A 25,764-nucleotide genomic window follows, 5' to 3' on the forward strand; every position below is an offset into this window, starting at 1 on the left:
TAATTTCTAGAATTATCCAACCTCTGCAGCATCCCAACCGCAATTCGTTATCCGTGGATTGCTTTTCCATCAACCGCCAAAGCCGCTTCCCCAATTGCCTCTGACAATGTTGGATGTGGATGGATCGTATGTGCGATTTCCCACGGTGTTGCATTAAGTACCATTGCCAGCCCTGCTTCAGAAATCATATCTGTAACATGTGGTCCAATCATATGAACACCTAGTAAATCATCCGTTTCCTCATCAGCAATGATTTTTACAAACCCATCACTTTCTCCAAACACAAGTGCCTTTCCTATAGCTCTGAAAGAAAATTTACCCACTTTTACTTTGTGTCCTTTTTCTTTTGCTTGTTCTTCAGTAATACCGACACTTGCCACTTCAGGTGTACTATAAATACATCTTGAAATCAAATTATAGTCAATTGGATTAGGTGTATGTCCAGCAATATGCTCGACTGCTACGATTCCCTCATGTGAGGCAACATGTGCTAGCTGAAGTCCACCAATTACATCACCAATTGCATAAATATGTGATTCCTTTGTTTGGAAGAACTCATTAGTAAGAATAAATCCTCTATCAATCTGTATTTCGGTGTTATCTAGTCCAATTCCTTCTACGTTAGCTTGTCGTCCAACAGAGACTAATAACTTCTCTGCTTTAAACTCTTTATTTTCACCTTTAATTTCAGCAGAAATAATGACACCATTGTCTTTAATTAAAGTTTCTGGCAAAACCTTAGCTCCTGTGACAACTTTGACACCTTTTTTCTTCATTAATCTTTGCATTTCTTTTGAAATTTCTACATCTTCAGTAGGAATGATACGATTTGCATATTCAATCACTGTGACTTCGACGCCAAAGTCAGATAACATAGAAGCCCACTCAATACCGATGACTCCTCCACCCACAATAATCATCGAATTTGGAAGTTCTTCCATTGCTAGTGCCTCATCTGAGGTTACTACGTATTGTCCATCAACTTCAAGGCCAGGAAGCGTACGAGGACGTGAACCAGTAGAAACAATTACATTTTTGGGAATTAGCATTTCATTTTCGCTACCATCATTCATTTCAACTGAAATAGTTCCAGGCATTGGTGAAAAGATGGAAGGACCTAATATTCTCCCAAGACCTTCGTACACATCTATTTTTCCTTTTTTCATTAACCCTTGTACACCTTTATGTAATTGATCAACGATTTTTTCTTTTCGTTTTTGAACTTTAGCAAAGTTTACCGATACATCGCTAGTCATTACACCAAAATCTTCACTATGTTTAGTTTGTGCATAAACCTCAGCACTTCTTAATAATGCTTTACTTGGGATACACCCGTTATGAAGGCATGTTCCACCTAGCTTGCCTTTTTCCACCACTGCTGTTTTTAAGCCAAGCTGTGCAGCTTTAATAGCAGCAACGTAGCCGCCAGTACCGCCGCCTAGGATAACTAAATCGTATTCTTGTGCCATCGAATAACCCCCACCTTAAACTGAAGTTGTTTTTTTCATTTTTCCAGGGTAAATCTTTTCATGTTCTTCCCCTCTTAACACACGAAGAGCACCTTCAGCTAGAGCTTGAAGTTCATTTTCACCTGGATGGACAATTACATCCGCTATCCAATTAATTCTCTCGCTAATATCTTTCACGAAATCCTTCCCATAGGCTAGACCCCCGGTTAGGATTATCGCATCCACTTTCCCTGTAAGCACTGCACTTGCAGCTCCTATTTCCTTTGCGACTTGATAGGCCATAGCGGAATAGACAAGCTTTGCTTTTTCGTCACCTTTACTAATCATCTGTTCAACCTTAACAGCATCGTTTGTACCAAGATAACCAACTAATCCGCCTTGACCAACTAATTTTTTCATAATTTCTTCGCGGTAGTAATCCCCAGAGAAACATAATGAAACTAAATCGCCAACAGGAACTGTTCCCGCACGTTCAGGACTAAAAGGGCCATCTCCATGCAGACCATTGTTAACGTCGATGACACGGCCTTTCTTATGTACCCCAACTGTAATTCCGCCACCCATATGTGTTACGATTAAATTTAAATCTTCATATTTTTTTCCAAGTTCTTTAGCAATACGTCTTGCAACGGCTTTTTGGTTTAATGCATGAAAGATACTTTTTCGCTCAATCAATGCAACACCAGAAATACGGGCAATATCATCTAATTCATCGACCACAACTGGGTCAACGATGAATGATGGTATATTCAAACCAGTTGCAATTTCATATGAAATAATCCCACCAAGATTAGAGGCATGCTGACCAGAATAGCCGGCTCTTAAATCTTGAAGCATTAAGTCATTTACCACATAAGTACCACCTTCAATTGGACGCAAAAGTCCACCACGACCACAAACAGCACTAAGCTTTGAAACATTAATACCTTCATTATCAAGAGTTTCTAGTATGGTATTTTTACGAAACTCATATTGATCAATGATATTATCAAATGAATTAATTATTTCTGAATCATGCCTGATTGTTTTTTCAAGTATAGACATTTCATTATCGAAAACGCCAATTTTCGTAGATGTTGAACCAGGGTTGATAACGAGTATTCGATATTCTTTATCTAACAACGTAGATTCCTCCATTTTTAAAGAAGATACTGCTCTTCTTTTGACGAGAAATTTTTTCTTTAGTAAATAGGTTTAGGGGCTAGTCAAGGAAGAATGTCTTGCCTGACTAGTCCCTTAATAATTTTATAATACTTTGTTATTTACGACGACTTAAAGTGTTGTGACCATTTCGTAAGAATTGACTACGAGAATTACGCATTCTTTCGATACGCTCTTCTGCCATACGATCAGCTGCTACATAAGTAGGAATTCCATCGCGCTTAGCGATTTCGATGATTTTCTCAATGCTGTTGTAAATTAGCTCTACTTTTTTCATTGCACGTTCATGATTGTATCCATATAATTCATCAGCTACATTGATAACTCCACCTGCATTGATGACGTAGTCCGGCGCATAAACGATTCCCATTTCATGGATAATATCTCCGTGACGAGTATCTTTTAGCTGATTGTTAGCTGAACCTGCAATAACTTTTGCTTTTAATTGTGGGATTGTGTCGTCATTTATCGTAGCTCCTAATGCACACGGCGCATAAATATCACATTCAACACTATATATATCATTAGGGTCAACAGCTTTTGCACCGAAGTCTTCAACAGCCCGCGCTACAGCTTCTTTATTAATATCAGTAACGATTAGTTGAGCTCCTTCTTCATGCAAATATTTACAAAGTGTATAGGCTACATTTCCAACACCTTGAATAGCAATCACTTTGCCTTCTAATGAATCGGACCCAAACGCTTCCTTCGCTGCTGCCTTCATTCCAACGTATACTCCATAAGCGGTTACAGGTGATGGATTACCTGAAGAACCAAATGCAGGCGAAATTCCAGTAACAAAGTCTGTTTCTTCGTGGATTAGGTCCATGTCAGCTACAGTTGTGCCAACATCTTCAGCTGTAATATAACGGCCATTTAGTCCTTGGATATAACGGCCAAATGCACGGAACATCTCTTCATTTTTATCTTTACGAGGGTCACCGATGATAACCGTTTTACCTCCGCCAAGATTTAAACCAGCTGCAGCATTTTTGTATGTCATTCCTTTTGCAAGTCGAAGTGCATCTTCAATTGCTGCTTCCTCAGACTCATAAGTCCACATACGTGTTCCACCTAACGCAGGTCCCAGTGTTGTATCATGAATAGCAATAATGGCTTTTAAACCTGATGTTTTATCCTGACAAAATACCACTTGCTCATAATCATATTTTTCTAAGTACTTAAAAATTTCCATTTTATATTCCTCCCCAATTTTAAAAATCTATTTTGAAGCAGAGCAAAGTGCTAATGCAAGTGAATATAATTTACTTTCGGCAGTATCTGCTCTTGACGTTAATACTATTGGTGCTTTTGCTCCTGCAATTACAGCACCAACCTTTGCTTTCGCAAAATAAACAAGCGATTTGTATATTGCATTTCCAACTTCAATTGTTGGAACTAAAAGAATATCAGCTTGTCCTGCGACCTCACTTACAATTCCTTTATGTTCAGCCGCAAAACTTGAAATTGCGTTATCCAAGGCAAGTGGACCGTCTATCACACAGTCATTAATTTGCCCCCTTTTATTCATTACAGTTAGCACTGAAGCGTCTATTGTTGCCTGCATGACTGGATTGACTACTTCAACAGCCGCGATTGGTGCTACTTTTGGGATTTCCACCCCAATTTTTCTTGCAATCATAACTGCATTATTCGTTATTTGAGCTTTTTGCTCCAAATCGGGAGCGATATTCATGGCCGCATCTGTTAAAATAATAAATTGATCAAATCCATCAACTTCAAAAACGGCAACATGTGATAATACATTTCCGGTTCTTAAACCGTATTCTTTGTTTAATACTGCTTTTAGAATGGATGCGGTTGAAATATTTCCCTTCATCAAAACATCCGCTTCATTCAACTTTACCGCTTTAACAGCATTTTCAGCTGCTAATTGAGACGAATTTGTATGAATGATTTGAACAGAGGAATTTTGTAATAAATGACTATTATTTTCATTTATCAGATTAAGGATTTTCCCCTTGTCGCCATAAAGAAGGAAATTAGCTAAATTTCGTTTTACTGCTTCTGAAACAGCCTCAATGACTTCTTCATCCTCTGCAGATGCAACAGCAACTGTTTTGTTTTTCAATTGGGTTGCCTTCTCAATAAGTAGGTCTAATTTCATGAACGTTTCCAACCCTTTCTAATCATAACAAACACACATAATAATATATGCAAGAAGCGTGCCAAGAAAATTTCATTATGAAAACGCTTTATTCCCCTAAATATATTACGCAATCTTTTTCATACTATGAAAATTATTGCATGCTATTATTTGCAAGTCCATACTTTTCAAGTTTATAATATAAATTTCTTAACGATAATCCTAGTGCTTTTGCGGTTAGTGTTTTATTACCATTAAAACGAGTTAGTGTTTGCAAGATTATTTTTGATTCATAATTCTCTAGCAGCGCTGAAAGTGATTGATTTAATTCAAACACTTGAATATCCTGTTTATCTGTTTTTTTTACTAATGGTTTACTATTTTTTAATTCTGGTAAGTGATGAATATCCACCATCGTTTCATGATAATGCATAAAAATAATGGCTCTACCTAATATATTTTCAAGTTCACGGACATTCCCTGGCCAATCATATGCCATTAGTTGTGAAAGCGCAATTTCTGTAACGCCCTCTACATTACGACCATAATCTCTATTAATTTTCTGTAATAAACGCACACATAGTAGCGGAATTTCTTGAATCCTTTTTCTTAATGGTGGAATCTGAATAGGCATTCGATTTAAGCGATAATATAAGTCTTCCCTAAAAGACTTATTGGCCATTCCTTTTTCTAAATTCACATTAGTAGCTGCAATGACCCTAACATTTATAGGAATCGGTTTGGTTCCACCAACACGGACGATTTCCTGTTCTTGCAGAACCCTAAGAAGCTTAGCTTGGGTTCCAGCTGGTAATTCACCTATTTCATCTAGAAAAATGCTACCATTATTGGCTTCCTCGAAAAACCCTCTTTTTCCACCTCTTTTTGCCCCTGAAAAAGCTCCATCTTCATATCCGAATAACTCACTTTCTAAAAGGGACTCAGATATAGCTGCACAATTTACGCGAATAAACTTATTAAACTTGCGATCACTTGCATTATGTATGGCATGAGCAAAAAGTTCTTTACCTGTACCAGATTCTCCTCTCAACAAAACCGTTGCAGGGGTTTTTGCACCTAACCTAGCCTGTTCAATAGCTAGTGTCATTTCTTCGGAAGTCCCGATAATATCTTCAAATGAATATTTTGCTTCAAGAGTCCTGATGATTTGTCTAGCCCTAGTTAATTCTCTATTTAAGGACTGTATTTCGGACATATCATGAATTACCCCTACACTCCCTTTAAGCTTTCCATCTACAATGATAGGTGCTACGTTTACCACAACTTCTTTTTTATTCGGACCAACTCGCATAGCGACCCCGCGGACGGCTCTTCTAGTTTGAAGAACCTTCATATGCATACTATCTCCCTCTGAAATATCGGCAGTTGCAGGTTTGCCTATGACCTCACTTTCCTTTAATCCAGTGATTCTAGAATAAGCTCTGTTAATTAAGATTCCTCGACCTATATCATCCACTACTGATATAGCATCATCACTTGATTGGATTATCGCCTGAAGCATCGTCTGAATTTCTTTTAAATTAGTTACTTCTTCGGCTAAATTCATTACTTCTGTAATATCTTTAAAAACAGCAAAAGCACCAAATAAACGGCCACTTTCATCCACCATCGGAATTCTAGTAGTGATAATTTTAAGCCCATTCATGAGGACTAGTTCTCGATTCACCTCAACTCGTCTAGACTCAATAACTCTTATTAATTCTGTATTTGGAATGATATCGGTTATATGTTTTCCAATCGCATTTTTACTTTTATAACCTACAATTTTTTCTGCACTTTTATTAAAGAAGATTATTTCTCCTTTTACATTCACTACAATCATACCATCATCAGTTGAATTAAGAATTAGATCATGCTTGTAGGTTTCATTTCTTAATTTTTCGATTAGCTCCTCTTTTTCTTCCATTAATTTCGAAATAAGAAAAGCAACACTTCCTGGGATTAAAACTGTATTTTTACTTCTTGCATCCCTTAGTTCTTCAAATACCTCGTGTTTACCTGTAACTTCAATAATTATATCGATTTCATCTGATAATAGAGTTCTCCAGTCACTCCCTGTTTGGATTCCCTCTTGTTTAGCAAATTTCAATCCTGGTGCATTAGGATTATGGTCGACTACCAGTTTAACATCTAAAACCGCTGTTTCCTTTAAAATCTTTAAAATGGATGTTCCACCTTTTCCCGCTCCAACAATCATTACTTTCTGCATAAAATCATTCCTTTTTAGAAATATCTTTCAATTTCCATTGGAGTTACTATGAAATATTTTTCATTCTCTATTTTATACGTTAATTGAAATCTTGACAAATATCATTCATGGTTTATCATTTTTAGTGTGCAGAAACTTAATTATTTGATTGGATGATTACTATGACAAGAATTTTCGCCTTAATAATATTACTTATTCCTGGTTTTTTTGCTGCTGCTGGAATTAAATTTATGAGGGATATGTTTTTTGGAATCCTCCAAGATCCCTTCCCTTATTTATGGCTACAATTTGTAGCTGGACTTATATTATTCTTAGCTGGTCTTGGTTTTGTTGCAGGTTTTATCCTTTTCCGAGACCGAAAACGCAATAAAGTTCAAGCTCGTTTTAAACAGGTAAAAAAGAGACCTTAGTTTTTTATTCTAGGTCTCTTTTCTTTTATCTCTAATGCTTTTACCGGATTATCTGTAATGAACGCGGTGCAACCGACTTCAAACAGCCTTTGCATGTCTTTTTCTTTATTGACTGTATACGGTCTAACGGCAATTCCATTTTCCATTGCTCTTAAGATAATTTCATTCGGAGCTGCAATTAGCTTTGGATGTATCCCCTTCGATTTAATTGACTGAGCATAGATCCATGGCATGTATATACCTTCTGAATACAAGGGTGCTGTTTCAATCTCTGGAGCAAGTCGATAACAATTAACAATACTATAATGATTAAAGGAGGAAAGGATAATTCTATCTTCCAACTTATAGTGTCTAATTAATGAGATTACCTTTTCTTCCATGCCTGTATAAGGAAAAATACCGTTCTTTAGCTCCACATTACAAGTTAGAGTATTGGTTGTTAACCATTCTAATAGCTTAGAAAATGCAGGTATAGGCTCTTTCGTTAGCCATTTTTTATTTTTATAACTAGCATCCAATCTTTGTAAATCTCTATATGTAAGATCTTTAACAAACCCAATTCCATTCGTCGTTCTGTCTACCTTTTCATCATGAATGACAACAACTTCTCCATCTTTCGTTAGCTGTACATCAATTTCCAATCCATCGGCTCCTGCTTTTTCCGCCTCAATAAACGACTTCATTGTATTTTCTGGAAAGGCTGCCGAAAAGCCACGATGGGCAAGTATTTGAGTCAATTTTCTTACACCCCTTTTTTAAAAATAAGAAAGACTAATTAATAGATGAATTAGCTATTAACCAGTCTTTTTCAACTTTAACTATTTATGAGGCTTTATGCTCTAAACGTAACTTATCAGCAACCATAGCTATGAATTCAGAATTAGTTGGCTTTGCTTTTGACATACTTACCGTATACCCAAACAAGGATGAAATCGAATCAATATTCCCACGACTCCAAGCAACTTCAATTGCATGACGAATGGCACGTTCAACCCGACTTGCCGTCGTATTATACTTTTTAGCAATGTCAGGATATAGAACTTTTGTAATGGAACCTAGTAGCTCGATATCATTATAAACCATCGAAATTGCTTCACGTAGATAAAGATAGCCTTTAATATGGGCTGGGACGCCAATTTCATGAATGATACTAGTAATACTTGCATCCAAATTCTTAGGTTTTTGTTCAATTTGATGACGAACACCTTGACCAAGCGGCTTTCTTAAAATTTGGCTAGTTTGACCACTAACCTGACGAATATGACTAGCTAAATGCTCCATATCAAAAGGTTTTAAAATGAAATAGGAAGCTCCAAGTTCAACCGCTTTCTTTGTTACATCCTCCTGACCAAAGGCTGTTAACATAATGACATTAGGCAGGGAAGTTTTCTTTACTTCACGAATACGTTCTAAAACAGCTAATCCATCTAAATGAGGCATGATTATATCTAAAACAAGAACATCTGGATTAACTTGCTCAAGCATAGTTAGACATTCTTGACCGTTATGCGCAACTCCAACAACTTCCAAGTCTTCTTGGGATGAAAAGTACTCTTCCAACAATCCAACAAGCTCTCTATTATCATCCACGATACATACTTTTATTTTCCTCACTAATTATTTCCTCCTCTTGATTCTCAACCTTTTCTAATACTCAATAATTCTATTCTAAATGACAAATTCGACAATGCAACTAAAATACCTCTTCTTTTTTAAAATTTTCTAAAAAAATACGGAAAATCTTTCATTTCCTCCGTTTTTCTGGTTATTTCGACTTATTTCGATAGTTGACAATTAAATCGGTGTAATTTTGTCGAAAAATCTTTATTTGCGGATATCTTACCACAAATTTGACTCTTACTCCATAAAAAAATAGGCGGGGATGAACCGCCTATTTTATTGCCTATTTACTTTAACTCGCTTTTTGTCTTGGCTTTTCATATATATCTATACCCGCTTCATTAAGCATCCACTCAATATGCACACCATATCCTGAAGTAGGATCGTTTACAAAAACATGTGTAACAGCTCCGATTAATTTTCCATCTTGGATAATTGGACTTCCACTCATTCCTTGAACAATCCCGCCCGTTTTTTCCAATAAATTTTTATCAGTAACTTTAAGAACCATTCCCTTTGTTGCAGGAAATTTTTGAGGAATGGTACTAACAATTTCTATATCAAATAACTCAACTTTATCATTATCAACTACTGTTAGGATTTGAGCCGGCCCTTCTTTTACTTGATGTGACAAAGAAATCGGTAATGGTTTATCCGAAATTCCATTTGAAATGTCTTTATTTAGTTCTCCAAAAATTCCAAACGGACTATTTCGTTTAATATTTCCTATCACTTCTCTGTCTGAGGAGAAACGAGCTAGCTTCTCTCCAGGATCACCATTACTACCTTTTTCAATAGAGGTTACGGTTGAACGCACAATCTGTCCATCTGCCACAACTATTGGCTTTTTCGTATCCATATCTGAAATAACGTGACCAAGTGCTCCATATTTCATTGATTTAGGTTCATAAAACGTCATTGTACCAATACCTGCAGCTGAATCACGTATATATAAACCTAATTTATAGGATTCCTCATTTTCATCCTTTAAAGGCTGAAGATTAGTTGTGAATTCACCACTTTCACGACTAATAACTACCTGTAATGGTTTTCCTTTTTCACCTGAATCCTTAACGAAAGGGGCTACATCTGACATTTTTTCTATACGTTGCCCATTTATTTTCGTAATAATATCTCCAACTTTAATCCCTGCAATTTCTCCAGGTGATTTTTTCCCATCATTTGTATTTACTTGATGGTGTCCTACAACTAAAACGCCAACAGAATTTAATTTTACTCCAATGGATTGGCCACCAGGAATTACCTTAAAATCCTTTAAGACATTGACATCCACTTTTTTAATTGGGAAACCAGCTAATTCGAGAAGCATTTCATTGTTTCCTTGTTCTGTTCCACTAATATTAATCGTATTCTTTTTGTCTCTTAGGGAAACACTTGAATTGTTATGGTTTAAAGAGACCGAAACAGGTACTGCCTTAGCTAATTGCAATTGCTGTCCCTCAAATACAGTTATACTTTTGGGAATATTTATATACTCCTGGAAGAACGAGGAAAAACCTATCGAAATTAATGAAACAAGGAGAATTCCACCCATTATTTTTCTTAAGCTTTCAATGAACAAATTTTTTCACTCTCCTCGCTTCTAGTCCACAAACGTCTAATTGGCTACAGTTATAATTTTGCCTTGAAATAGGTCATTTATAACTGGAAGATAAAGAAAAGGTTTAGAATGTATAACCAAAATACTCTTTTTTACTATTTAGGACCTAAAAAAAGAAAAAAACCGCCCTTATCGGACAGTTTCCTTCTTTGTCTTCATCTTATCGGCCAATTCTAAAAGTTCTTCTGCATGCTGCTTAGTAAGATCGGTAATTTCTTTTCCTGAAATCATTCTTCCAATTTCGCCAACCTTTTCTTCTTTCGTTAGAGACTTAACAGAAGTTTTCGTTCTGCCATTTAGCATCTTTTTAGAAATAAATAAGTGAATATCAGCCATAGCCGCAACTTGTGGTAGGTGAGAAATACAAAGGACTTGAGAGTTAACCGCAACTTGGTATATTTTTTCCGCAATTGCTTGTGCTACTCTTCCACTCACTCCAGTGTCTACCTCATCAAAGATAATCGATGTAACCCCTTGATGCTTTGAGAAAATGCTTTTTAAGGCAAGCATAATTCTTGATAGTTCTCCGCCCGATGCTATCTTCACTAGTGGCTTTAATGGTTCACCTGGATTAGTGGAAATATAAAACTCTATTTGATCTGACCCTGTATTCGTAAAGTGTTCACGCTTATAATCCACTCTGATTTCAAATACGGATTTCTCCATATAAAGCTCTTTTAATTCCTTATGGATTAAGACTGTTAATTGGTTTGCCCACTTCTTTCTAAGTTGGCTTAATATGTGCGCTTTCGCTTCTAAGGCAATTTTTAATTCAATTAATTCTTTTTCTAGCTGACCAATATGGGTCTCTTTATTTTGCAGAGTTTCTATTTCTGCCTCGATTGTAGCTGCGTATTCAACAATTTCCTCAATGGTTTTACCATATTTACGTTTAAGTTGGGTTATTTCGTTCCATCTTTCCTCAATTTCATTGAGTCGATTAGGATCAAATTCAAGTCCTTCCAATTCATTTCTTAATGTACGATTCATATCTTCAAGTGAATAGAAAATATTGGATATTGCTTCATATACATTCTGATAACGCGAATCTAAACTTGCAGCATCCTCAAGATGCCCCATAACTATGCCAACTGAATCTAGACCCCTTCGGTCCCCGTTAATGGCATCATATGAGGTTTGGAATAAACTATAAAGTCGTTCAAAATTACCAAGTTTTTTCTTTTCTTCAAAAAGTGTTTCATCCTCTTTTGGTTTAAGCTTTGCTTTTTGAATTTCATCTAATTGGAATTGGATGAGATCCAAACGATGGGCCATTTGTTGCTCATTTTCATTTAAGCTTTTTAGCTTTTTTGTTGTTTGTTCAAATTGGTTATAAACGCTTTGATATTCTTTTAATGCCAAGTATATTTCTTGTGTCCCAAATTGATCTAATAGCGGAAGATGAGAGGATTCATTCATCAACTCTTGGTGTTCATGCTGTCCATGAATATCTACAATAGTTGCCCCAATTTCTCTCAAAGTCGAAATAGTTACAAGTTTTCCATTGATACGGCAAACACTTTTTCCACTTTTAGAAATTTCTCTTCGCAGAACAACCATTCCATCTTCAATTTCAATTCCAAATTCAGATGTTTTTTTTACAATTGGGTGCTCGATTTCATCAATTTGAAAAAGTCCTTCAATCTCAGCCTTTTCTTCCCCATGTCGAACAAACTCAAATGATCCTCTTCCACCAACAAGTAAATGTATTGCATCAATAATAATTGATTTTCCAGCTCCAGTTTCTCCCGTTAATACCGTAAGGCCTTTATCGAACGAAACGGTTTGTTTTTCAATAATTGCAAAGTTTTTAATCGACAGTTCAATTAACAAATCGGTCCCTCCTTAAAGCATTTCAAGGAATCGATTTGAGATTTTTTCCGTATCATCTGGCGTCCGACAAATGATGAGGCATGTATCATCTCCACAAATTGTTCCTAAAATCTCTTCCCAATCTAAATGATCGATGAGTGCACCAATAGCCATTGCATTTCCAGGCAATGTCTTCATTACTATCAGATGTCCTGCCGATTCAACTTTTACAAAGGCATCCATAAGTGATCGCTTTAATTTTTGTAAAGGATTAAAGCGTTGATCCGCCGGGAGACTGTATTTATACCTACCATCCATTAAAGGAACTTTTACTAAATGAAGCTCCTTAATATCCCGCGAAACCGTAGCCTGTGTTACATTAAATCCAGCTTCCTTTAAAGTATCAACTAATTCATCCTGTGTTTCGATGTCATTATTTGTAATAATATCCCTAATTTTTATATGCCGTTGACCCTTATTCATTACCCTCACCTCAAAAATACATAACTGTATATGTAGTATTTTGTCGTATATACTCATATGTTAGCCGATTTCGTCCTTAATGTACATTTATTTTATAAGTACTATTTTGTTTAAAAAAAAGAAAGAAGAGACAGGTAAGTATACTTACGCCTCTTCTTTCTTAGTTTTTAACTCGTTATGTGCTATCTTAACAACTTCTTCAGGAGTAGTGTTAAGAAGATTCTCACTTGTTTGTGCAATACCTGTCCATTTTAAATGGATTAAAAATTCAATATTGCCATCTCCACCAGTTATCGGTGAAAAAGAAAGATTCATGACATTATACCCTTCTTGAAGGGAGTGTTTAATAATTTTTTCAATTACAAAGGTATGAACGTTTGGATCCCTTACAATTCCTTTTTTTCCTACCTGTTCTTTGCCAGCTTCAAATTGAGGCTTAATAAGTGCTACAACATCACTATCTTCTGTTAATAGTGTTTTAAGAACTGGCAAGATTAAGGTTAAGGATATAAATGAAACATCAATAGATGCAAACTCAGGCATTCCCATCTCTAAGTCACTTGGTGTCACGTAACGGAAATTTGTTCGTTCCATTACGACTACTCTCTCATCTTGTCTTAGTTTCCAAGCAAGCTGATTATAACCAACATCTAAGGCGTATGACATTAAAGCACCATTTTGCAGGGCACAATCAGTAAATCCCCCAGTGCTTGAACCAATATCAATCATTTTTTTTCCTTTTACTTCGATTTCAAATACCTTCAAGGCTTTTTCTAGCTTTAGGCCACCACGACTAACATAGGGTAGAACATTTCCCTTGATTGTTAATGGTATTTCGGAATCAACCTTTTCACCAGGTTTATCTAATCTTTCTTCTTTTGAATAAACTAACCCTGCCATGACAGCCCGTTTGGCTTTTTCACGTGTTTCTATTAGGCCTCTTTCTACAAGTAAAACATCGATTCGTTCCTTTTTACTTTTCATGTATTAGACCCTTTTTACTTTTAACTTGGCTAGTTTTTTTATTTTTTCTACAGCAGATTCTGTAGTAAGTCCAATTTCATCTAAAAGCTTATCTACATTTCCGTGCTCAATAAACTGATCAGGAATTCCCATACGTTCAATATTTGCAGACAGATAACGATGCTCATTAGCATACTCTAACACAGCGCTTCCGAATCCACCTTGTAAAACAGCTTCTTCAATCGTTAAAATTGGTATATTGGCATCTAAAATTCCCGCTAGTATTTTCTCATCTAAAGGTTTAATAAAACGAGCATTCACAATTTTAACATTTATACCTTCTTTTTCAAGAATAGCTGCTGCCTCAAAAGCCATCGGAATCGTAGTTCCAAAGGTTAAAATAGCTACATCGTCACCTTCTTTTAGTATCTCCCATGTCCCTATAGGGATGTTCTTATAGTTTTCATCCATCGGAACCCCAATCCCATTCCCTCTTGGAAAACGCATCGCAATTGGACCCTTTTCATAATGGATTGCTGTACTAACCATATGCTGACCTTCATTTTCGTCCTTCGGCATCATTAATACCATATTTGGAATGTGTCTCAAAAAGGCAATGTCAAAGACACCTTGATGGGTTTCACCATCTGCACCAACTAAACCTGCACGGTCAATTCCAATAAACACATTTAGATTTTGACGGCAAATATCATGAACTACTTGATCGTATGCTCGTTGTAGGAAGGTGGAGTAAATAGCTAGAAATGGTTTCATTCCTTGAGTCGCTAATCCAGCAGCAACCGTTGTTGCGTGCTGTTCCGCAATACCCACATCATACATTCTTTCAGGAAACTCACTAGCAAACCCTTCAAGTTTTGAACCAACAGGCATTGCTGGTGTAATGGCAACAATCCGCTCATCTTTACGAGCAAGTTTTCGGACAGTCTCACTAACTAGGCTACTCCAAGCAGGAGGTGCTGAAGTTGCCGGTTTCACAAAATCTCCTGTTTCAATTTTATATGGACCGGTTCCATGCCAAGTACCTGTTTTATCAGTTTCAGCTGGATTATAGCCCTTTCCTTTTTTTGTAATAACGTGCAGAAGCACAGGTCCTTCCGTTTTCTTAGCATATTTGAAGTTCTCAAAAAGATCTTCATAATTATGGCCATCGACCGGACCAAGATAGGTGAATCCTAATTCTTCAAAAAACATACCTGACACAAATAAATACTTGAGGCTATCTTTCACACGCTCAGCTGTAGAAGCTAATTTCCCACCTACAGCAGGAATCTTTTTTAGAATATATTCCATTTCATCTTTGACCCAATTGTATTTACCAGCTGTACGAAGTCTTCCTAACACCGAATGAAGAGCTCCTACATTTGGTGCAATAGACATTTCATTATCATTTAGGATGACAATCATATTTTTCTTTTCATGTCCTATATGATTTAATGCTTCAAGAGCCATACCGCCAGTTAGGGCACCGTCCCCAATAATTGGAACAATATAGGACTTTTCCTTTTTAATATCACGAGCAATCGCCATTCCCATTGCAGCTGATAATGAAGTTGAACTATGACCTGTTTCCCAAACATCATGTTCGCTTTCAACCATTTTTGGAAAACCACATAAACCTTTAAATTGTCTTAAAGTATCAAACTGACAAGCTCTACCAGTAAGAATCTTATGGACATAAGATTGATGTCCGACATCCCAAATTAGTTTATCTTTTGGGCTATCAAAACAAGTATGCAGAGCAATGGTTAATTCTACCACACCTAGATTAGGTCCGATATGTCCTCCTGTTACAGAAAGCTTTTCAATGAGGAATTGACGAACATCTGAACTTAATGATTCTAATTCTGGGATTGTTAGACCTTTTAAGAAAGAAGGGTCTTTTATATTTAAAAGATCCATGTATGGACCACTCACTTTCGTTTCTAATTATTCCTTGGTGTGAATACGTGTTTTCTCGTTAATAGTATATGGGATATTACTATATTTAAAAAATATATCATAGAAAAAATAGCCGCTAACACAAATGTGATAACGGCATTGTGAGAATACACTTTAAGGTAATTAATTCAATTATACCATAATAATTTTTCCCACTCAAATATTGATATTATTTAATCAATGATTTCTTGATGCTACTAGATCCGTTATTTCTTCTAATATCTTCGTATCTAATTGGCTTGCGATTAAATTACGTTTTGCTTCATCAATATGATTTTGCAAAGCTTTCCTAGCACCTTCAATGGATAATAGTGCAGGATACGTACTTTTATTTTTATTCTCATCACTACCGACTGGTTTACCAATAAGCTCCTGGTCCCCTTCTAAATCTAGAATATCATCTTGAATTTGGAAGGCGATACCAAGGTGGTGGGCAAAATGGGATAAATAATCTTTCGTCTTCTTATCAGCATCTGAGAGAATGGCCCCAGCTAGAACACTATATGCTAAAAGTTTTCCCGTTTTACGTATATGAACGTATTCTAAATCTTTTAATTCCAAGCTTCTTCCTTCAGCTTCTATATCTGCTACCTGACCGCCAACCATTCCTTCTGCTCCAGCAGCTTTTGAAAGTTCTAGGATCATTTCAAGCTTTTTAGCATCATTCACAATTGCTGGATTTATTTCAGAGATTATTTGAAAACTGTATGTTAGCAAAGAGTCTCCAGCTAAAATGGCCATTGCCTCCCCAAACACTTTATGATTCGTTGGTTTCCCTCTACGGAGATCATCATCATCCATACTAGGTAAGTCATCATGAATAAGTGAATAGGTATGTATCATCTCAATGGATACGGCAACATCAAGTCCAATCGACGCATCCTTTTTAAAGGCAGAGATGGTGGCAAAGGTTAATAATGGTCTAATTCTTTTTCCACCTGCTTCTAAGGAATATTGCATAGCATCCTTAATAACAGCAGGAGCCTGTAGAATCTGAATTCTATTTCGCATTTCCTCCTCTAAAAGCGACCGGTACTTTCGAGAAAATTCAGGTAAAATTTGTGTAGCCAAAAATTATTCCTCCTCACGGACAGTAAACGGAACAGTCCGTCCATCCTCCGTTAACATTTCTGCTAGTTGTTCTTCTACATATTTTAGTTTATCTTGGCAAAGCTTAGATAGATTCACACCTTCTTTATAAATCTCGATTGCTTCCTCTAAAGGAACATCGCCTTCTTCTAAACGTTCAACAATTACTTCTAGTTTTTGAATGGCTTCTTCAAAAGTAAATGCATTTTTTTCAGTCATATTTAACACTACCTTCTACATTTAGTACTTGGCATTCTATTTTTCCATTGTTCAATTGAATTTGAATTAAATCATTGGTTTCTACCTGGTCAATTCTTTTGATTAGTTCTTGTTCAGAAGTATAAACAAGACTATAACCCCGATCCATAATTTTCAAAGGACTAAGGGCATCTAGAGTTGTAATAACGTTTCGAAATTCTCGTTGTTTCTGTTGATAGACATTAAGCGTCGCTCGAATTAATCTTTTTTGTGTTTTCACAAAGCTCTCTTGCTCTTTAAGTAAAAGTTGGTTGGGGTGATTACGATTCAGTCGTTTTAACAAGAAAGAGACTTCTTCCTTTTTTTGACTATTCGAGACAAAAACCCCTTTGCTTAATCGATCCGTTAATCGATCAATGTGTTCGAGCTTTTGTTCATATAACCTTTTAGGATAACGAAATGCATAAGATTTCCCTATTCGCTCTATTCTCGCCTGTTGAAAACTTAACTTCTCACGCATTGATCTTATAAGGCGAGATTGTCTTTGGAGTATTCTTTCATGTAATTCGTCAATATGTGGGACCGCCAACTCTGCTGCTCCTGTAGGTGTCGGCGCTCTTAAATCCGCTACAAAATCGGCTATCGTAAAGTCCGTTTCATGCCCTACAGCTGAAATAATGGGGATCGATGATTTATCAATAGCTCTCGCGACAACTTCTTCATTAAATGGCCAAAGCTCTTCGATAGAACCTCCACCACGACCAACAATTAGTACATCCATGTCAGCCAATGCATTGGCTTTTTCAATAGCCTTTACAATCGAAGGTGCAGCCTGTCCTCCTTGAACTAATGCAGGAATAATGAGAACCTTTGCGATAGGAAATCTCCTTTTTAAAGTAGTCAAAATATCCCGAATGGCAGCCCCAGTTGGAGAAGTGATGATTCCTATTTTTTTAGGGTAAAGAGGTAGGCTCTTCTTGCGATTTTGTAAAAACAAACCCTCTTCCTCTAGTTTCTTTTTTAACTGTTCATATGCAAGAAACAGGTCTCCTACACCATCAGGTTGCATTTCTTTTATGTAGATTTGATATTGCCCACTAGCTTCATATAAGGAAATATCGCCTTTAACTAGAATCTTCATTCCATTTTCAGGAGAAAATTTCATCGATTTATTATAGCTGGAGAACATGACAGCAAGGATTCTAGCCTTATCATCCTTTAGTGTAAAATACATATGACCACTAGAATGCTGTTTGTAATTGGATATTTCCCCTCTCACAAGAACATCTTGCAAATGAGGGTCAGCATCAAATTTTCTTTTTATGTATTTTGTTAAAGCATTCACTGTTAAGTATCGCTGCTCTGACATAATAAAAACTCCTTAATTTCATCGTCCAAAAAAATGTCCAAATCCATCACATATAAATGCCATGGACATGGACATAGAAGGAATATTAAATTGTATTCTGAAGAGTTCGTTGGATATTTTGGGCAGACTTTAATGTATTGTACATTAACATCGTTATAGTCATTGGACCTACTCCACCGGGAACAGGTGTTATGTATCCTGCCTTTTCCTTTACTTCTTGAAATTGAACATCCCCACAAAGCTTACCTTCATGATTGCGATTGATTCCAACATCAATTACAACAGCACCCTCTTTCACATGTTCCGCTGTAATAAAATTTACCCTACCTACTGCTGCTACTAAAATATCTGCTTGAGTTGTTATAGCTTTCAAGTCCCTCGTTTTTGAATGGCAATAGGTGACAGTAGCGTTTTCATTTAAGAATAATTGACCTGAAGGCTTGCCAACAATATTACTTCGACCTACTACGACGACATGTTTACCTTCAATCGGAATATTCATTTCTTCTAGCATTACCATGATTCCATATGGAGTGCAAGGTAAAAAGGCGTCCTGCCCAGTCATCATTCTCCCGATGTTGATTGGATGAAAACCATCAACATCTTTTTCAGGAACAATCGTTTCAATCACCTTTTTTTCATTGATATGCTTAGGCAATGGCAATTGAATAAGAATTCCATGAATCGACGAATCTAGATTTAACTCCTCAATCTTGGCTAATAATTCGACTTCACTAACGGTTTCAGGTAATTCGATTAGAATAGAATTCATTCCTAAATTGGTACATGTTTTTTCCTTGCTTTTAACATAAGTTCTTGATGCAGGATTATTTCCAACTAAAATAACAACTAAGCCAGGAATGATATTTTCGATTTTTAGCTTTTCAACTTCCCTAGAAATTTCCTCGTGCTTTTTCTTGGCAATTTGTTTCCCATCGATAATTGTAGCAGCCATCCTTTATCCTCCTCATGTTTTGCGAAATATTCCTATTGTCTAAAAAACAAAAGACAATGCGAGGACCAACATCTAAGAGGGGCGTGATGATTAAGACATATGTTGTTTTATGTTCGCAAGTACCCCATTGATAAATCGACTAGATTGGTCATCTCCGTATAATTTCGCAATTTCTATCGCCTCATCGAGAATGACATTTACTGGTACCTCATCAGAACAGTATTTCATCTCGAAGATTGCAATCCGTAAGACACTTCTATCAACATTAGCTAATCGTTCCAACGACCATTTCTCTAATTGTGCAGTGATCAATTGGTCAATTTCCTCTTGATGTTCAAGTACACCAAAAACCAATTTTTCTAGATAAGGATCTGATGGAACGTCCTCCAAAGCATGCTCAATAGCTTCTTTGGGATTAATATCACTCATATCTATCTGGAATAAAGCTTGTAGTGCTTTTTCTCTTGCCATTCTACGTTTCATTAAGTATTAACTCCTTTACCTTACTTTCAATTATACATATTAGCTATAATTTATATCACATTCTTCTTAATATAAGAACAATCTTCTTTATTATGACAAACTTCCTTAGTAAAAACTAGTTCTAGTAAGAGGAGCAATTAATATTCATAATATTTACAAAAATAAAGAACCAAAGACAATGCCTTTGGTTCCACCTTTTATAACTCTTGATCAACCTCTACTTCATGTTTTTGATTTTCAAATTGAATACCTACTACATGAATGTTTACTTCATTTACCTCTAAAGCTGTCATATTTAATAAAGCTTGACGGATATTGTCTTGGACTTTTCCAGCCACGGTCGGGATTGATATTCCAAATTTCATGACACAATAAACATCAACTTTAATTCCATCTTCAGCTAGCTCTACCTTAACACCTTTGCCATGGTTTTTCTTTCCTAGTCTTTCAACTACCCCAGAAGCAAAATTACCACGCATCGATGCAACACCTTCTATTTCTGATGCTGCAATTCCTGCAATAACCTCAATTACTTCAGGTGCAATCTCAACCTTCCCAAGTCCTGCTTGCTCTTGGTTCATTTCTAGAATATGGTTCTCACTCATCTAAGTTCCCTCCCGTAATTTATTATGATTTCATGACATCATACAATTCAAGAAACTTCGTATTGAACTGACCTTCAACAAATTTTTCATGCTCTAGTAGCTTAAGGTGAAACGGAATGGTCGTATGAATTCCTTCAACTACAAATTCACTTAACGCACGCTTCATTCTAGAAATTGCTTCTTCCCTAGTGTTTCCGTAAGCAATAACTTTGGCAATCATTGAATCATAATAAGGAGGAATCGAATATCCTGGGTAAGCTGCTGAGTCTATTCTAACCCCAAATCCACCAGGTGGTAAATACATTTTGATTTTTCCTGGTGATGGCATGAAATTCTTTTCAGGATTTTCAGCATTAATCCGACATTCAATTGCCCAACCTGTAAAGGTGACTTCAGATTGTGTTAATGGAAGCTTCTCTCCAGATGCAACTTTGATTTGCTCCTTAATTAAATCGACTCCTGTTACCATTTCTGTTACTGGATGCTCTACTTGAATACGGGTGTTCATTTCCATGAAATAAAATTTACGATTACGATAATCATAAATAAATTCTACTGTTCCCGCTCCTGTATACTCAACGGCTTGTGCTGCCTTTACAGCCGCATTCCCCATCTCTTCACGGATTTCTCCATCTAATGCAGGAGAAGGAGTTTCTTCAAGTAGCTTTTGTAATCGACGCTGTATAGAGCAATCACGCTCACCTAGATGAATCGTATTTCCATAGGAGTCGGCCAATACCTGTATTTCAACATGACGGAAATCTTCAATGTATTTCTCAATATATACTCCTGGATTTCCAAAAGCAGTAGCCGCTTCTTGTTGAGTAATGGAAATTCCTTTAATGAGCTCTTGCTCATTTTTCGCAACACGAATTCCTTTACCGCCACCACCAGCCGTAGCTTTTATGATCACTGGATATCCCATATCATTGGAAAGCTCGATTGCTTCCTCAATATTCTTAATAATTCCTTTTGATCCTGGAACAATTGGAACACCTGCATCTGCCATTGTTTGGCGAGCAATATCCTTTGTCCCCATCTTCGTAATCGCTTCAGGACTTGGTCCAACAAAAGTAATATTAACTTCACGACATAATTCAGCAAAATCAGCATTTTCAGCGAGAAATCCATATCCAGGGTGTATGGCATCACAACCAGTTAATTTCGCTACACTTATGATGTTAGTAAAATTCAAATAGCTTTCCTTTGATGATGTAGGACCAATACAATAAGCCTCATCTGCTAATTGAACATGTAACGATTCTCTGTCTGCTTCTGAGAACACGGCGACAGACTCTACCCCTAACTCTCGGCAGGCTCTAATGACCCGTACTGCAATTTCTCCACGATTGGCAATTAATAATTTTTTTATCATCCGCAAGTATCTCCTTATTCAGGCTTAACTAAGAATAGCGGTTGGCCATACTCAACTAGCTGTCCATCTTTAACAAGAATTTCTACTATTTCACCATTTACTTCAGCTTCAATTTCGTTAAAGAGCTTCATCGCTTCAACGATACATACAACCGAATCCTTCGTTACCTTAGAACCTGGTTTTACATATACATCTGCATCTGGTGATGGTGATTGATAGAATGTACCCACCATAGGTGACGTAATTTTATGTAAGTTGGAAGTATCTTCCTTAACAACTTCTTGTACAGGCTGTGTAGGAGCTGATTGTACTACTTGAACTGCAACTGGTTCCGCCACCTGTTGTGGTTGTACGGCTGGAATTGCTACTTGCTGTGGTTGAGATACCGTAATTGTCTCAACCGCATTTTTTTTCATTTTAATTTTGGAACCTTCTGATTCATAAACAAATTCATCAATGTTGGATTGATCGACTAATTTAATGAGCTCGCGAATTTCTTGAACTTTTAGCACGAAAAAACACTCCTTGTCCACTATTTATATTCTGTTAAAAGTTTTTAAAAATAAATAACCATAAAGGAATTATGACTAGATACTAATACTATACGATAATTTCTTATGAAAGTTCAATAAAGTAATGTAATCAACTAAATATTTTTACTATTGACTACTGTCATCATATATTATTTTTTGTAAAATAAACAATGTAGATTGGAATTTCTCTACTTAAAATAATAAAAGGAAAGCCGATCAGGCTTTCCTCACAATCCATTATTCTTCAGTTTTAAAATCTACTGTTACGTATTGCATCATTCCGATTTCATCTTTTACAAGCTTAATAATATCGTTTGCAGCTTTTGCTGACTTCTTTTCTGCTTTTACTGTGATAACAATTTTCCCACCATCAGCACGAACTAGTGCATCCTCATACCCTAACGAAGCCCTAATCATTGTTTCAATTACTGCTTCATTCTTAGCAACATCATCTAATTCATTAAATTCATCATAAGCAGCATTTCTTTGATCAGAAGGTAGATCCGTAGAAGCCATAATCGCTTCTAGCTTTTCTTTTCTTTCACTACGGAAATTTTCTAATTCCATACGTAAAGTTTCGAATTCCTCATCAGATGCAATTCCAGAAATGATAGTATCATCTTTCTCAGACGACGTTACATCAGTAGTCATAGCCCCATCTTGTTTTTCTTCCACATTTGCCATGTCTGTCATCTTTTGTTGCTCTGGTGATGTAATGTAATATACTGATAATACCACCACTAAGCTAAGCATTGTTAATAACCATACTGTTTGTTTTTTCAATAACATTTAAGATTCCCCCTTAGTTTTTTTGGGCATCACTGCTACTCGGTGAACTGGTACATCTAGTACCCTTGTAACCGCTTCAATGATCCATTTTTTCACTTGAATATTTTCGGCACCTTGTGCAACAACTAAAACACCACGAATGGATGGCTTCTTTGTTTCGATGAGGATCGGTCCTTCTTTTTCGCCACTTCTAACGATGACCAATTGTTCATCAACAGAGACATCCTCAACCTTTCGTGTACCACCTTCACGATCAGTTTCATTTGTTGTTTGGGTTTGAGTTACAGTGTTTTTTTCTAATACTTTTTTATCTGTAGCGTCTACATTCACGATGACCGATACCTTATTGACACCAAGCATTTGTTCCAAGGCATCTTTAAGCTCAGCTTCATAGGCACTTTCATAATCAGAAATGGTGTCGTTTCCAGCACCACCAGTCTTATTTCCAAATGCCTCCACATCTTCCTCAGTCACCGTTTGATTTTGAAAGGTAGGAACTGTTTCTCCCTTTTTTGTATCAGAGAATAGAATGTTGTTTGCCAACATTATCGTTGTTCCAAAAATTCCAACAATTAATAAATACTGATATTTAGTATTTTTTTTCTCTGGTTTTTCACTTTTTGACAGCAATTGTTTTAACCATGAAATGGGTCCTTTACGGTCCATTATTGTCTGTCACCTCCCCTTCAATCAAAACTTCAATAGCACCTTCTGATACATTCCATCTTTCAGCTAGAAGCGATGTAATCTCTTCTGATTGAGCTGTCAATCGTTTTGTTTGTGAAGGTTGATTGGTGTTAATCTCCACTGGCTTGATCACTGCAACGACATTAGCTTCTTCTTCTGATTGCTTTAACTGAACAATGACTTTTTGGAGGTTGTCTGGGAAAGACTGTTTGGTTGTTTCATCAAGTGTAATATCAATGTTTGCGACTTCTAAGCCGTATTGATTCATCAACTCCTCCGCAGTGCCCTCTTTTAGTTGGACAGCCATTGTTTCTAAAATATATGCACGTTGTGAGGCTTGTATTTCTTTTTTCTTCAATTCTATTAAATTTTCCATATTTTTTTCTTCAGTACCTTCAAAAATAGGGATAGATTGCAGCGCAGTCTCAAAATCCTTTGAAATTAGTTTTAATACTGGGGTCAGTATAATTGCTATTAATAATAGTCCAGTAACAATTTTTGTGTATTTCTGTAGATTGGTATTTGGTAACAACATATCAATTACAGTAGCTAATAAAACGAAAATAATGATATTAGTAACCCATTCTGTTAAAAATTGCACTTTTTTCTCACCTACCTTACCATCATGGTTAAGTTTCCGGCTGCTATAATGACTGTAATACTCAGAAAGAACATAAGTGAAACGATGGCTAAGGCTGCAAAAACATAGATAACACTTTTACTAATAATATCCAAGCAAGAAATAACTGGTCCTCCACCAAGTGGCTGAAGAATTGCCGCAGCAAATTTATAAGTAAAGGCAATCATTAAAATTTTTATGGCTGGGAATGCGGCAATTAAAATTAAAATCGCTACCCCTGCTATCCCAACCGTATTTTTGAGTAAAACAGATGCGCTAATAACTGTATCTGTGGCATCTGTAAAGATTCGTCCTATTACCGGAATGAAATTTCCAGTAATGAATTTGGCTGTTCGAATTGTTACTCCATCTGTGATGGCTGTTGAGGCACCTTGAACAGAAATAACTCCAAGAAATACAGTTAAGAATAATCCTAGTAAACCAATACTCCAATTCCTTAAAAGATTGGCCAGCTGTGTAACCTTGTAGTGTTCTGTGAGTGTACTTACAATACTTAGTAATGCGGATAAAAATAGCATGGGTAGTACGACATATTGGATAAATACACCACTTAAATTCATTAGAAAAAGTATGACTGGATGAAAGAAAGCTGCTGAAATCAGTCCACCAGAGGATGCAATTAATGCCAACAGTAATGGGATTAAGGCTAAAATAAACGAGATCATAGTATTTATGGCGTCCATCGAATAATTAATAGCGACATGGAAGCTATTTAAGGCAATTATCATAAGGACCATAAAAACAATTGCATAAGCGACTTTACTAATGGAGCTTTGCTCAAACGAATTTTGTAAGGTTTGAAGAAACATGCTAAAGATAGTTAATAAAATTAAAGAACCTAACAATTTTCCATTCATAATAAATTCCTGAAAAGCAAATTTAAACATACCAGAAAACCATAGTTTAAAAGAAAATTGTTTCTCACCTTTAATAAAATCGTATAAACTTCCCTTTTGACTTTCCGGTAAAAATCCACCATATTGGTGTTTGACATCTTCCCAATATTGCTTTAATTCGTCGATATTCAACGATTCTAACTGTAACTCAACCAGTTGCTGAGGTGTTTTAGGCGTTTCGCCTTGGCTCGTCTCTTGTATGGCTTGGACAACTGGAGTAAAAAGAAGAGAAAATAGAATTAGTATGATTATTAAGGTCGGGAGCCGTTGCTTCATAGTACACCCCTTTTTTGAAAGATATTGCTGATTC

The 25,764-nt window shown here is 36.3% G+C and carries 25 protein-coding genes; 1 reads left to right on the forward strand and 24 read right to left on the reverse strand.

Features of this window, described 5'->3' with window-relative positions; all coding sequences use genetic code 11:
• Positions 1–47 precede the first annotated feature (47 nt).
• From lpdA to LRP83_RS15170, 5 genes are all read right to left on the reverse strand, one after another.
• Positions 48–1,469, reverse strand: a complete 1,422-nt coding sequence (gene lpdA, locus LRP83_RS15150; RefSeq protein WP_230497529.1) for a dihydrolipoyl dehydrogenase — start codon at positions 1,467–1,469, stop codon at positions 48–50.
• 15 nt (positions 1,470–1,484) lie between these two features.
• Complete coding sequence (buk, locus tag LRP83_RS15155; RefSeq protein ID WP_435531363.1) at positions 1,485–2,591, reverse strand: butyrate kinase; 1,107 nt, start codon at positions 2,589–2,591, stop codon at positions 1,485–1,487.
• 136 nt (positions 2,592–2,727) lie between these two features.
• Positions 2,728–3,825 (reverse strand): Leu/Phe/Val dehydrogenase, encoded by a 1,098-nt coding sequence (gene bcd, locus LRP83_RS15160; RefSeq protein ID WP_230497531.1) that lies wholly within the window; start codon positions 3,823–3,825, stop codon positions 2,728–2,730.
• A 27-nt stretch (positions 3,826–3,852) separates the two neighbouring features.
• Positions 3,853–4,758, reverse strand: coding sequence for a phosphate butyryltransferase (gene yqiS, locus LRP83_RS15165; protein ID WP_230497532.1), 906 nt, complete (start codon positions 4,756–4,758; stop codon positions 3,853–3,855).
• A 133-nt stretch (positions 4,759–4,891) separates the two neighbouring features.
• Positions 4,892–6,967: a sigma-54 interaction domain-containing protein gene (locus tag LRP83_RS15170; RefSeq protein ID WP_230497533.1), complete on the reverse strand. Its 2,076-nt coding sequence runs from the start codon at positions 6,965–6,967 to the stop codon at positions 4,892–4,894.
• A 161-nt stretch (positions 6,968–7,128) separates the two neighbouring features.
• Here LRP83_RS15170 and LRP83_RS15175 point away from each other — a divergent pair, with 161 nt between their 5' ends.
• A complete protein-coding gene (locus tag LRP83_RS15175) occupies positions 7,129–7,377 on the forward strand; it encodes a DUF2627 domain-containing protein (RefSeq protein WP_230497534.1) in 249 nt (82 codons plus the stop codon).
• Here the strand turns inward: LRP83_RS15175 and LRP83_RS15180 are convergent.
• The 19 genes from LRP83_RS15180 to spoIIIAE form a co-directional block, all read right to left on the reverse strand.
• On the reverse strand, positions 7,374–8,114 hold the full coding sequence (locus tag LRP83_RS15180) for a glycerophosphodiester phosphodiesterase (protein WP_230497535.1): 741 nt from the start codon (positions 8,112–8,114) through the stop codon (positions 7,374–7,376). The two genes, LRP83_RS15175 and LRP83_RS15180, sit on opposite strands and share 4 nt — an antisense overlap.
• 85 nt (positions 8,115–8,199) lie before the next feature.
• Positions 8,200–8,991 (reverse strand): sporulation transcription factor Spo0A, encoded by a 792-nt coding sequence (gene spo0A, locus LRP83_RS15185; protein ID WP_230497536.1) that lies wholly within the window; start codon positions 8,989–8,991, stop codon positions 8,200–8,202.
• Between the two features lie 298 nt (positions 8,992–9,289).
• Complete coding sequence (gene spoIVB / locus LRP83_RS15190; RefSeq protein WP_435531366.1) at positions 9,290–10,552, reverse strand: SpoIVB peptidase; 1,263 nt, start codon at positions 10,550–10,552, stop codon at positions 9,290–9,292.
• Positions 10,553–10,747: 195 nt separating this feature from the next.
• Positions 10,748–12,451 (reverse strand): DNA repair protein RecN, encoded by a 1,704-nt coding sequence (recN, locus tag LRP83_RS15195; protein ID WP_230497538.1) that lies wholly within the window; start codon positions 12,449–12,451, stop codon positions 10,748–10,750.
• A gap of 12 nt (positions 12,452–12,463) precedes the next feature.
• On the reverse strand, positions 12,464–12,913 hold the full coding sequence (gene ahrC / locus LRP83_RS15200) for a transcriptional regulator AhrC/ArgR (protein ID WP_230497539.1): 450 nt from the start codon (positions 12,911–12,913) through the stop codon (positions 12,464–12,466).
• 144 nt (positions 12,914–13,057) lie between these two features.
• The gene (locus LRP83_RS15205) at positions 13,058–13,897 is read right to left on the reverse strand and encodes a TlyA family RNA methyltransferase (protein ID WP_230497540.1); all 840 of its coding nucleotides are present in this window, start codon (positions 13,895–13,897) and stop codon (positions 13,058–13,060) included.
• Positions 13,898–13,900: 3 nt separating this feature from the next.
• Positions 13,901–15,796: a 1-deoxy-D-xylulose-5-phosphate synthase gene (gene dxs, locus LRP83_RS15210; RefSeq protein ID WP_230497541.1), complete on the reverse strand. Its 1,896-nt coding sequence runs from the start codon at positions 15,794–15,796 to the stop codon at positions 13,901–13,903.
• A 216-nt stretch (positions 15,797–16,012) separates the two neighbouring features.
• On the reverse strand, positions 16,013–16,906 hold the full coding sequence (locus tag LRP83_RS15215; protein ID WP_290369564.1) for a polyprenyl synthetase family protein: 894 nt from the start codon (positions 16,904–16,906) through the stop codon (positions 16,013–16,015).
• A 3-nt stretch (positions 16,907–16,909) separates the two neighbouring features.
• Positions 16,910–17,143, reverse strand: coding sequence for an exodeoxyribonuclease VII small subunit (locus LRP83_RS15220; protein WP_230497542.1), 234 nt, complete (start codon positions 17,141–17,143; stop codon positions 16,910–16,912).
• Positions 17,136–18,491: an exodeoxyribonuclease VII large subunit gene (gene xseA / locus LRP83_RS15225; protein ID WP_230497543.1), complete on the reverse strand. Its 1,356-nt coding sequence runs from the start codon at positions 18,489–18,491 to the stop codon at positions 17,136–17,138. Before xseA ends, LRP83_RS15220 begins: the two co-directional genes overlap by 8 nt.
• Positions 18,492–18,576: 85 nt before the next feature.
• Positions 18,577–19,446 carry a bifunctional methylenetetrahydrofolate dehydrogenase/methenyltetrahydrofolate cyclohydrolase FolD gene (gene folD / locus LRP83_RS15230; protein ID WP_230497544.1) on the reverse strand — a complete coding sequence of 290 codons (870 nt, stop codon included), beginning with the start codon at positions 19,444–19,446 and terminating at the stop codon, positions 18,577–18,579.
• Positions 19,447–19,536: 90 nt separating this feature from the next.
• On the reverse strand, positions 19,537–19,929 hold the full coding sequence (nusB, locus tag LRP83_RS15235; protein WP_230497545.1) for a transcription antitermination factor NusB: 393 nt from the start codon (positions 19,927–19,929) through the stop codon (positions 19,537–19,539).
• Positions 19,930–20,126: 197 nt separating this feature from the next.
• A complete protein-coding gene (locus LRP83_RS15240; RefSeq protein WP_230497546.1) occupies positions 20,127–20,534 on the reverse strand; it encodes an Asp23/Gls24 family envelope stress response protein in 408 nt (135 codons plus the stop codon).
• Between the two features lie 22 nt (positions 20,535–20,556).
• Complete coding sequence (accC, locus tag LRP83_RS15245; protein ID WP_230497547.1) at positions 20,557–21,909, reverse strand: acetyl-CoA carboxylase biotin carboxylase subunit; 1,353 nt, start codon at positions 21,907–21,909, stop codon at positions 20,557–20,559.
• Positions 21,910–21,923: 14 nt separating this feature from the next.
• Positions 21,924–22,421 (reverse strand): acetyl-CoA carboxylase biotin carboxyl carrier protein, encoded by a 498-nt coding sequence (accB, locus tag LRP83_RS15250; protein ID WP_230497548.1) that lies wholly within the window; start codon positions 22,419–22,421, stop codon positions 21,924–21,926.
• A gap of 258 nt (positions 22,422–22,679) precedes the next feature.
• A complete protein-coding gene (locus LRP83_RS15255; protein ID WP_230497549.1) occupies positions 22,680–23,231 on the reverse strand; it encodes a SpoIIIAH-like family protein in 552 nt (183 codons plus the stop codon).
• Positions 23,232–23,897: a stage III sporulation protein AG gene (gene spoIIIAG, locus LRP83_RS15260; protein ID WP_230497550.1), complete on the reverse strand. Its 666-nt coding sequence runs from the start codon at positions 23,895–23,897 to the stop codon at positions 23,232–23,234.
• On the reverse strand, positions 23,887–24,519 hold the full coding sequence (gene spoIIIAF, locus LRP83_RS15265; protein ID WP_230497551.1) for a stage III sporulation protein AF: 633 nt from the start codon (positions 24,517–24,519) through the stop codon (positions 23,887–23,889). Before spoIIIAF ends, spoIIIAG begins: the two co-directional genes overlap by 11 nt.
• Positions 24,520–24,530: 11 nt before the next feature.
• Positions 24,531–25,730 carry a stage III sporulation protein AE gene (spoIIIAE, locus tag LRP83_RS15270; RefSeq protein ID WP_230497552.1) on the reverse strand — a complete coding sequence of 400 codons (1,200 nt, stop codon included), beginning with the start codon at positions 25,728–25,730 and terminating at the stop codon, positions 24,531–24,533.
• Positions 25,731–25,764 lie beyond the last annotated feature (34 nt).

This window comes from Pseudoneobacillus rhizosphaerae (assembly GCF_917563885.1).
GTDB classification, from domain to species: domain Bacteria; phylum Bacillota; class Bacilli; order Bacillales; family Cytobacillaceae; genus Pseudoneobacillus; species Pseudoneobacillus rhizosphaerae.

Excerpts from the sequence above, each read along its gene's own strand:
- spoIIIAG (WP_230497550.1), bottom strand. The coding sequence starts at position 23,897 with ATGGACCGTAAAGGACCCATTTCATGGTTAAAACAATTGCTGTCAAAA.
- LRP83_RS15255 (WP_230497549.1), bottom strand. The coding sequence starts at position 23,231 with ATGTTATTGAAAAAACAAACAGTATGGTTATTAACAATGCTTAGCTTA.
- dxs (WP_230497541.1), bottom strand. The coding sequence starts at position 15,796 with ATGGATCTTTTAAATATAAAAGACCCTTCTTTCTTAAAAGGTCTAACA.
- LRP83_RS15170 (WP_230497533.1), bottom strand. The coding sequence starts at position 6,967 with ATGCAGAAAGTAATGATTGTTGGAGCGGGAAAAGGTGGAACATCCATT.
- bcd (WP_230497531.1), bottom strand. The coding sequence starts at position 3,825 with ATGGAAATTTTTAAGTACTTAGAAAAATATGATTATGAGCAAGTGGTA.
- LRP83_RS15175 (WP_230497534.1), top strand. The coding sequence starts at position 7,129 with ATGACAAGAATTTTCGCCTTAATAATATTACTTATTCCTGGTTTTTTT.
- LRP83_RS15205 (WP_230497540.1), bottom strand. The coding sequence starts at position 13,897 with ATGAAAAGTAAAAAGGAACGAATCGATGTTTTACTTGTAGAAAGAGGC.
- yqiS (WP_230497532.1), bottom strand. The coding sequence starts at position 4,758 with ATGAAATTAGACCTACTTATTGAGAAGGCAACCCAATTGAAAAACAAA.
- folD (WP_230497544.1), bottom strand. The coding sequence starts at position 19,446 with ATGGCTGCTACAATTATCGATGGGAAACAAATTGCCAAGAAAAAGCAC.
- nusB (WP_230497545.1), bottom strand. The coding sequence starts at position 19,929 with ATGAAACGTAGAATGGCAAGAGAAAAAGCACTACAAGCTTTATTCCAG.
- accC (WP_230497547.1), bottom strand. The coding sequence starts at position 21,909 with ATGATAAAAAAATTATTAATTGCCAATCGTGGAGAAATTGCAGTACGG.
- LRP83_RS15220 (WP_230497542.1), bottom strand. The coding sequence starts at position 17,143 with ATGACTGAAAAAAATGCATTTACTTTTGAAGAAGCCATTCAAAAACTA.
- lpdA (WP_230497529.1), bottom strand. The coding sequence starts at position 1,469 with ATGGCACAAGAATACGATTTAGTTATCCTAGGCGGCGGTACTGGCGGC.
- xseA (WP_230497543.1), bottom strand. The coding sequence starts at position 18,491 with ATGTCAGAGCAGCGATACTTAACAGTGAATGCTTTAACAAAATACATA.
- spoIVB (WP_435531366.1), bottom strand. The coding sequence starts at position 10,552 with ATGGGTGGAATTCTCCTTGTTTCATTAATTTCGATAGGTTTTTCCTCG.
- spoIIIAE (WP_230497552.1), bottom strand. The coding sequence starts at position 25,730 with ATGAAGCAACGGCTCCCGACCTTAATAATCATACTAATTCTATTTTCT.
- ahrC (WP_230497539.1), bottom strand. The coding sequence starts at position 12,913 with ATGAATAAGGGTCAACGGCATATAAAAATTAGGGATATTATTACAAAT.
- LRP83_RS15240 (WP_230497546.1), bottom strand. The coding sequence starts at position 20,534 with ATGAGTGAGAACCATATTCTAGAAATGAACCAAGAGCAAGCAGGACTT.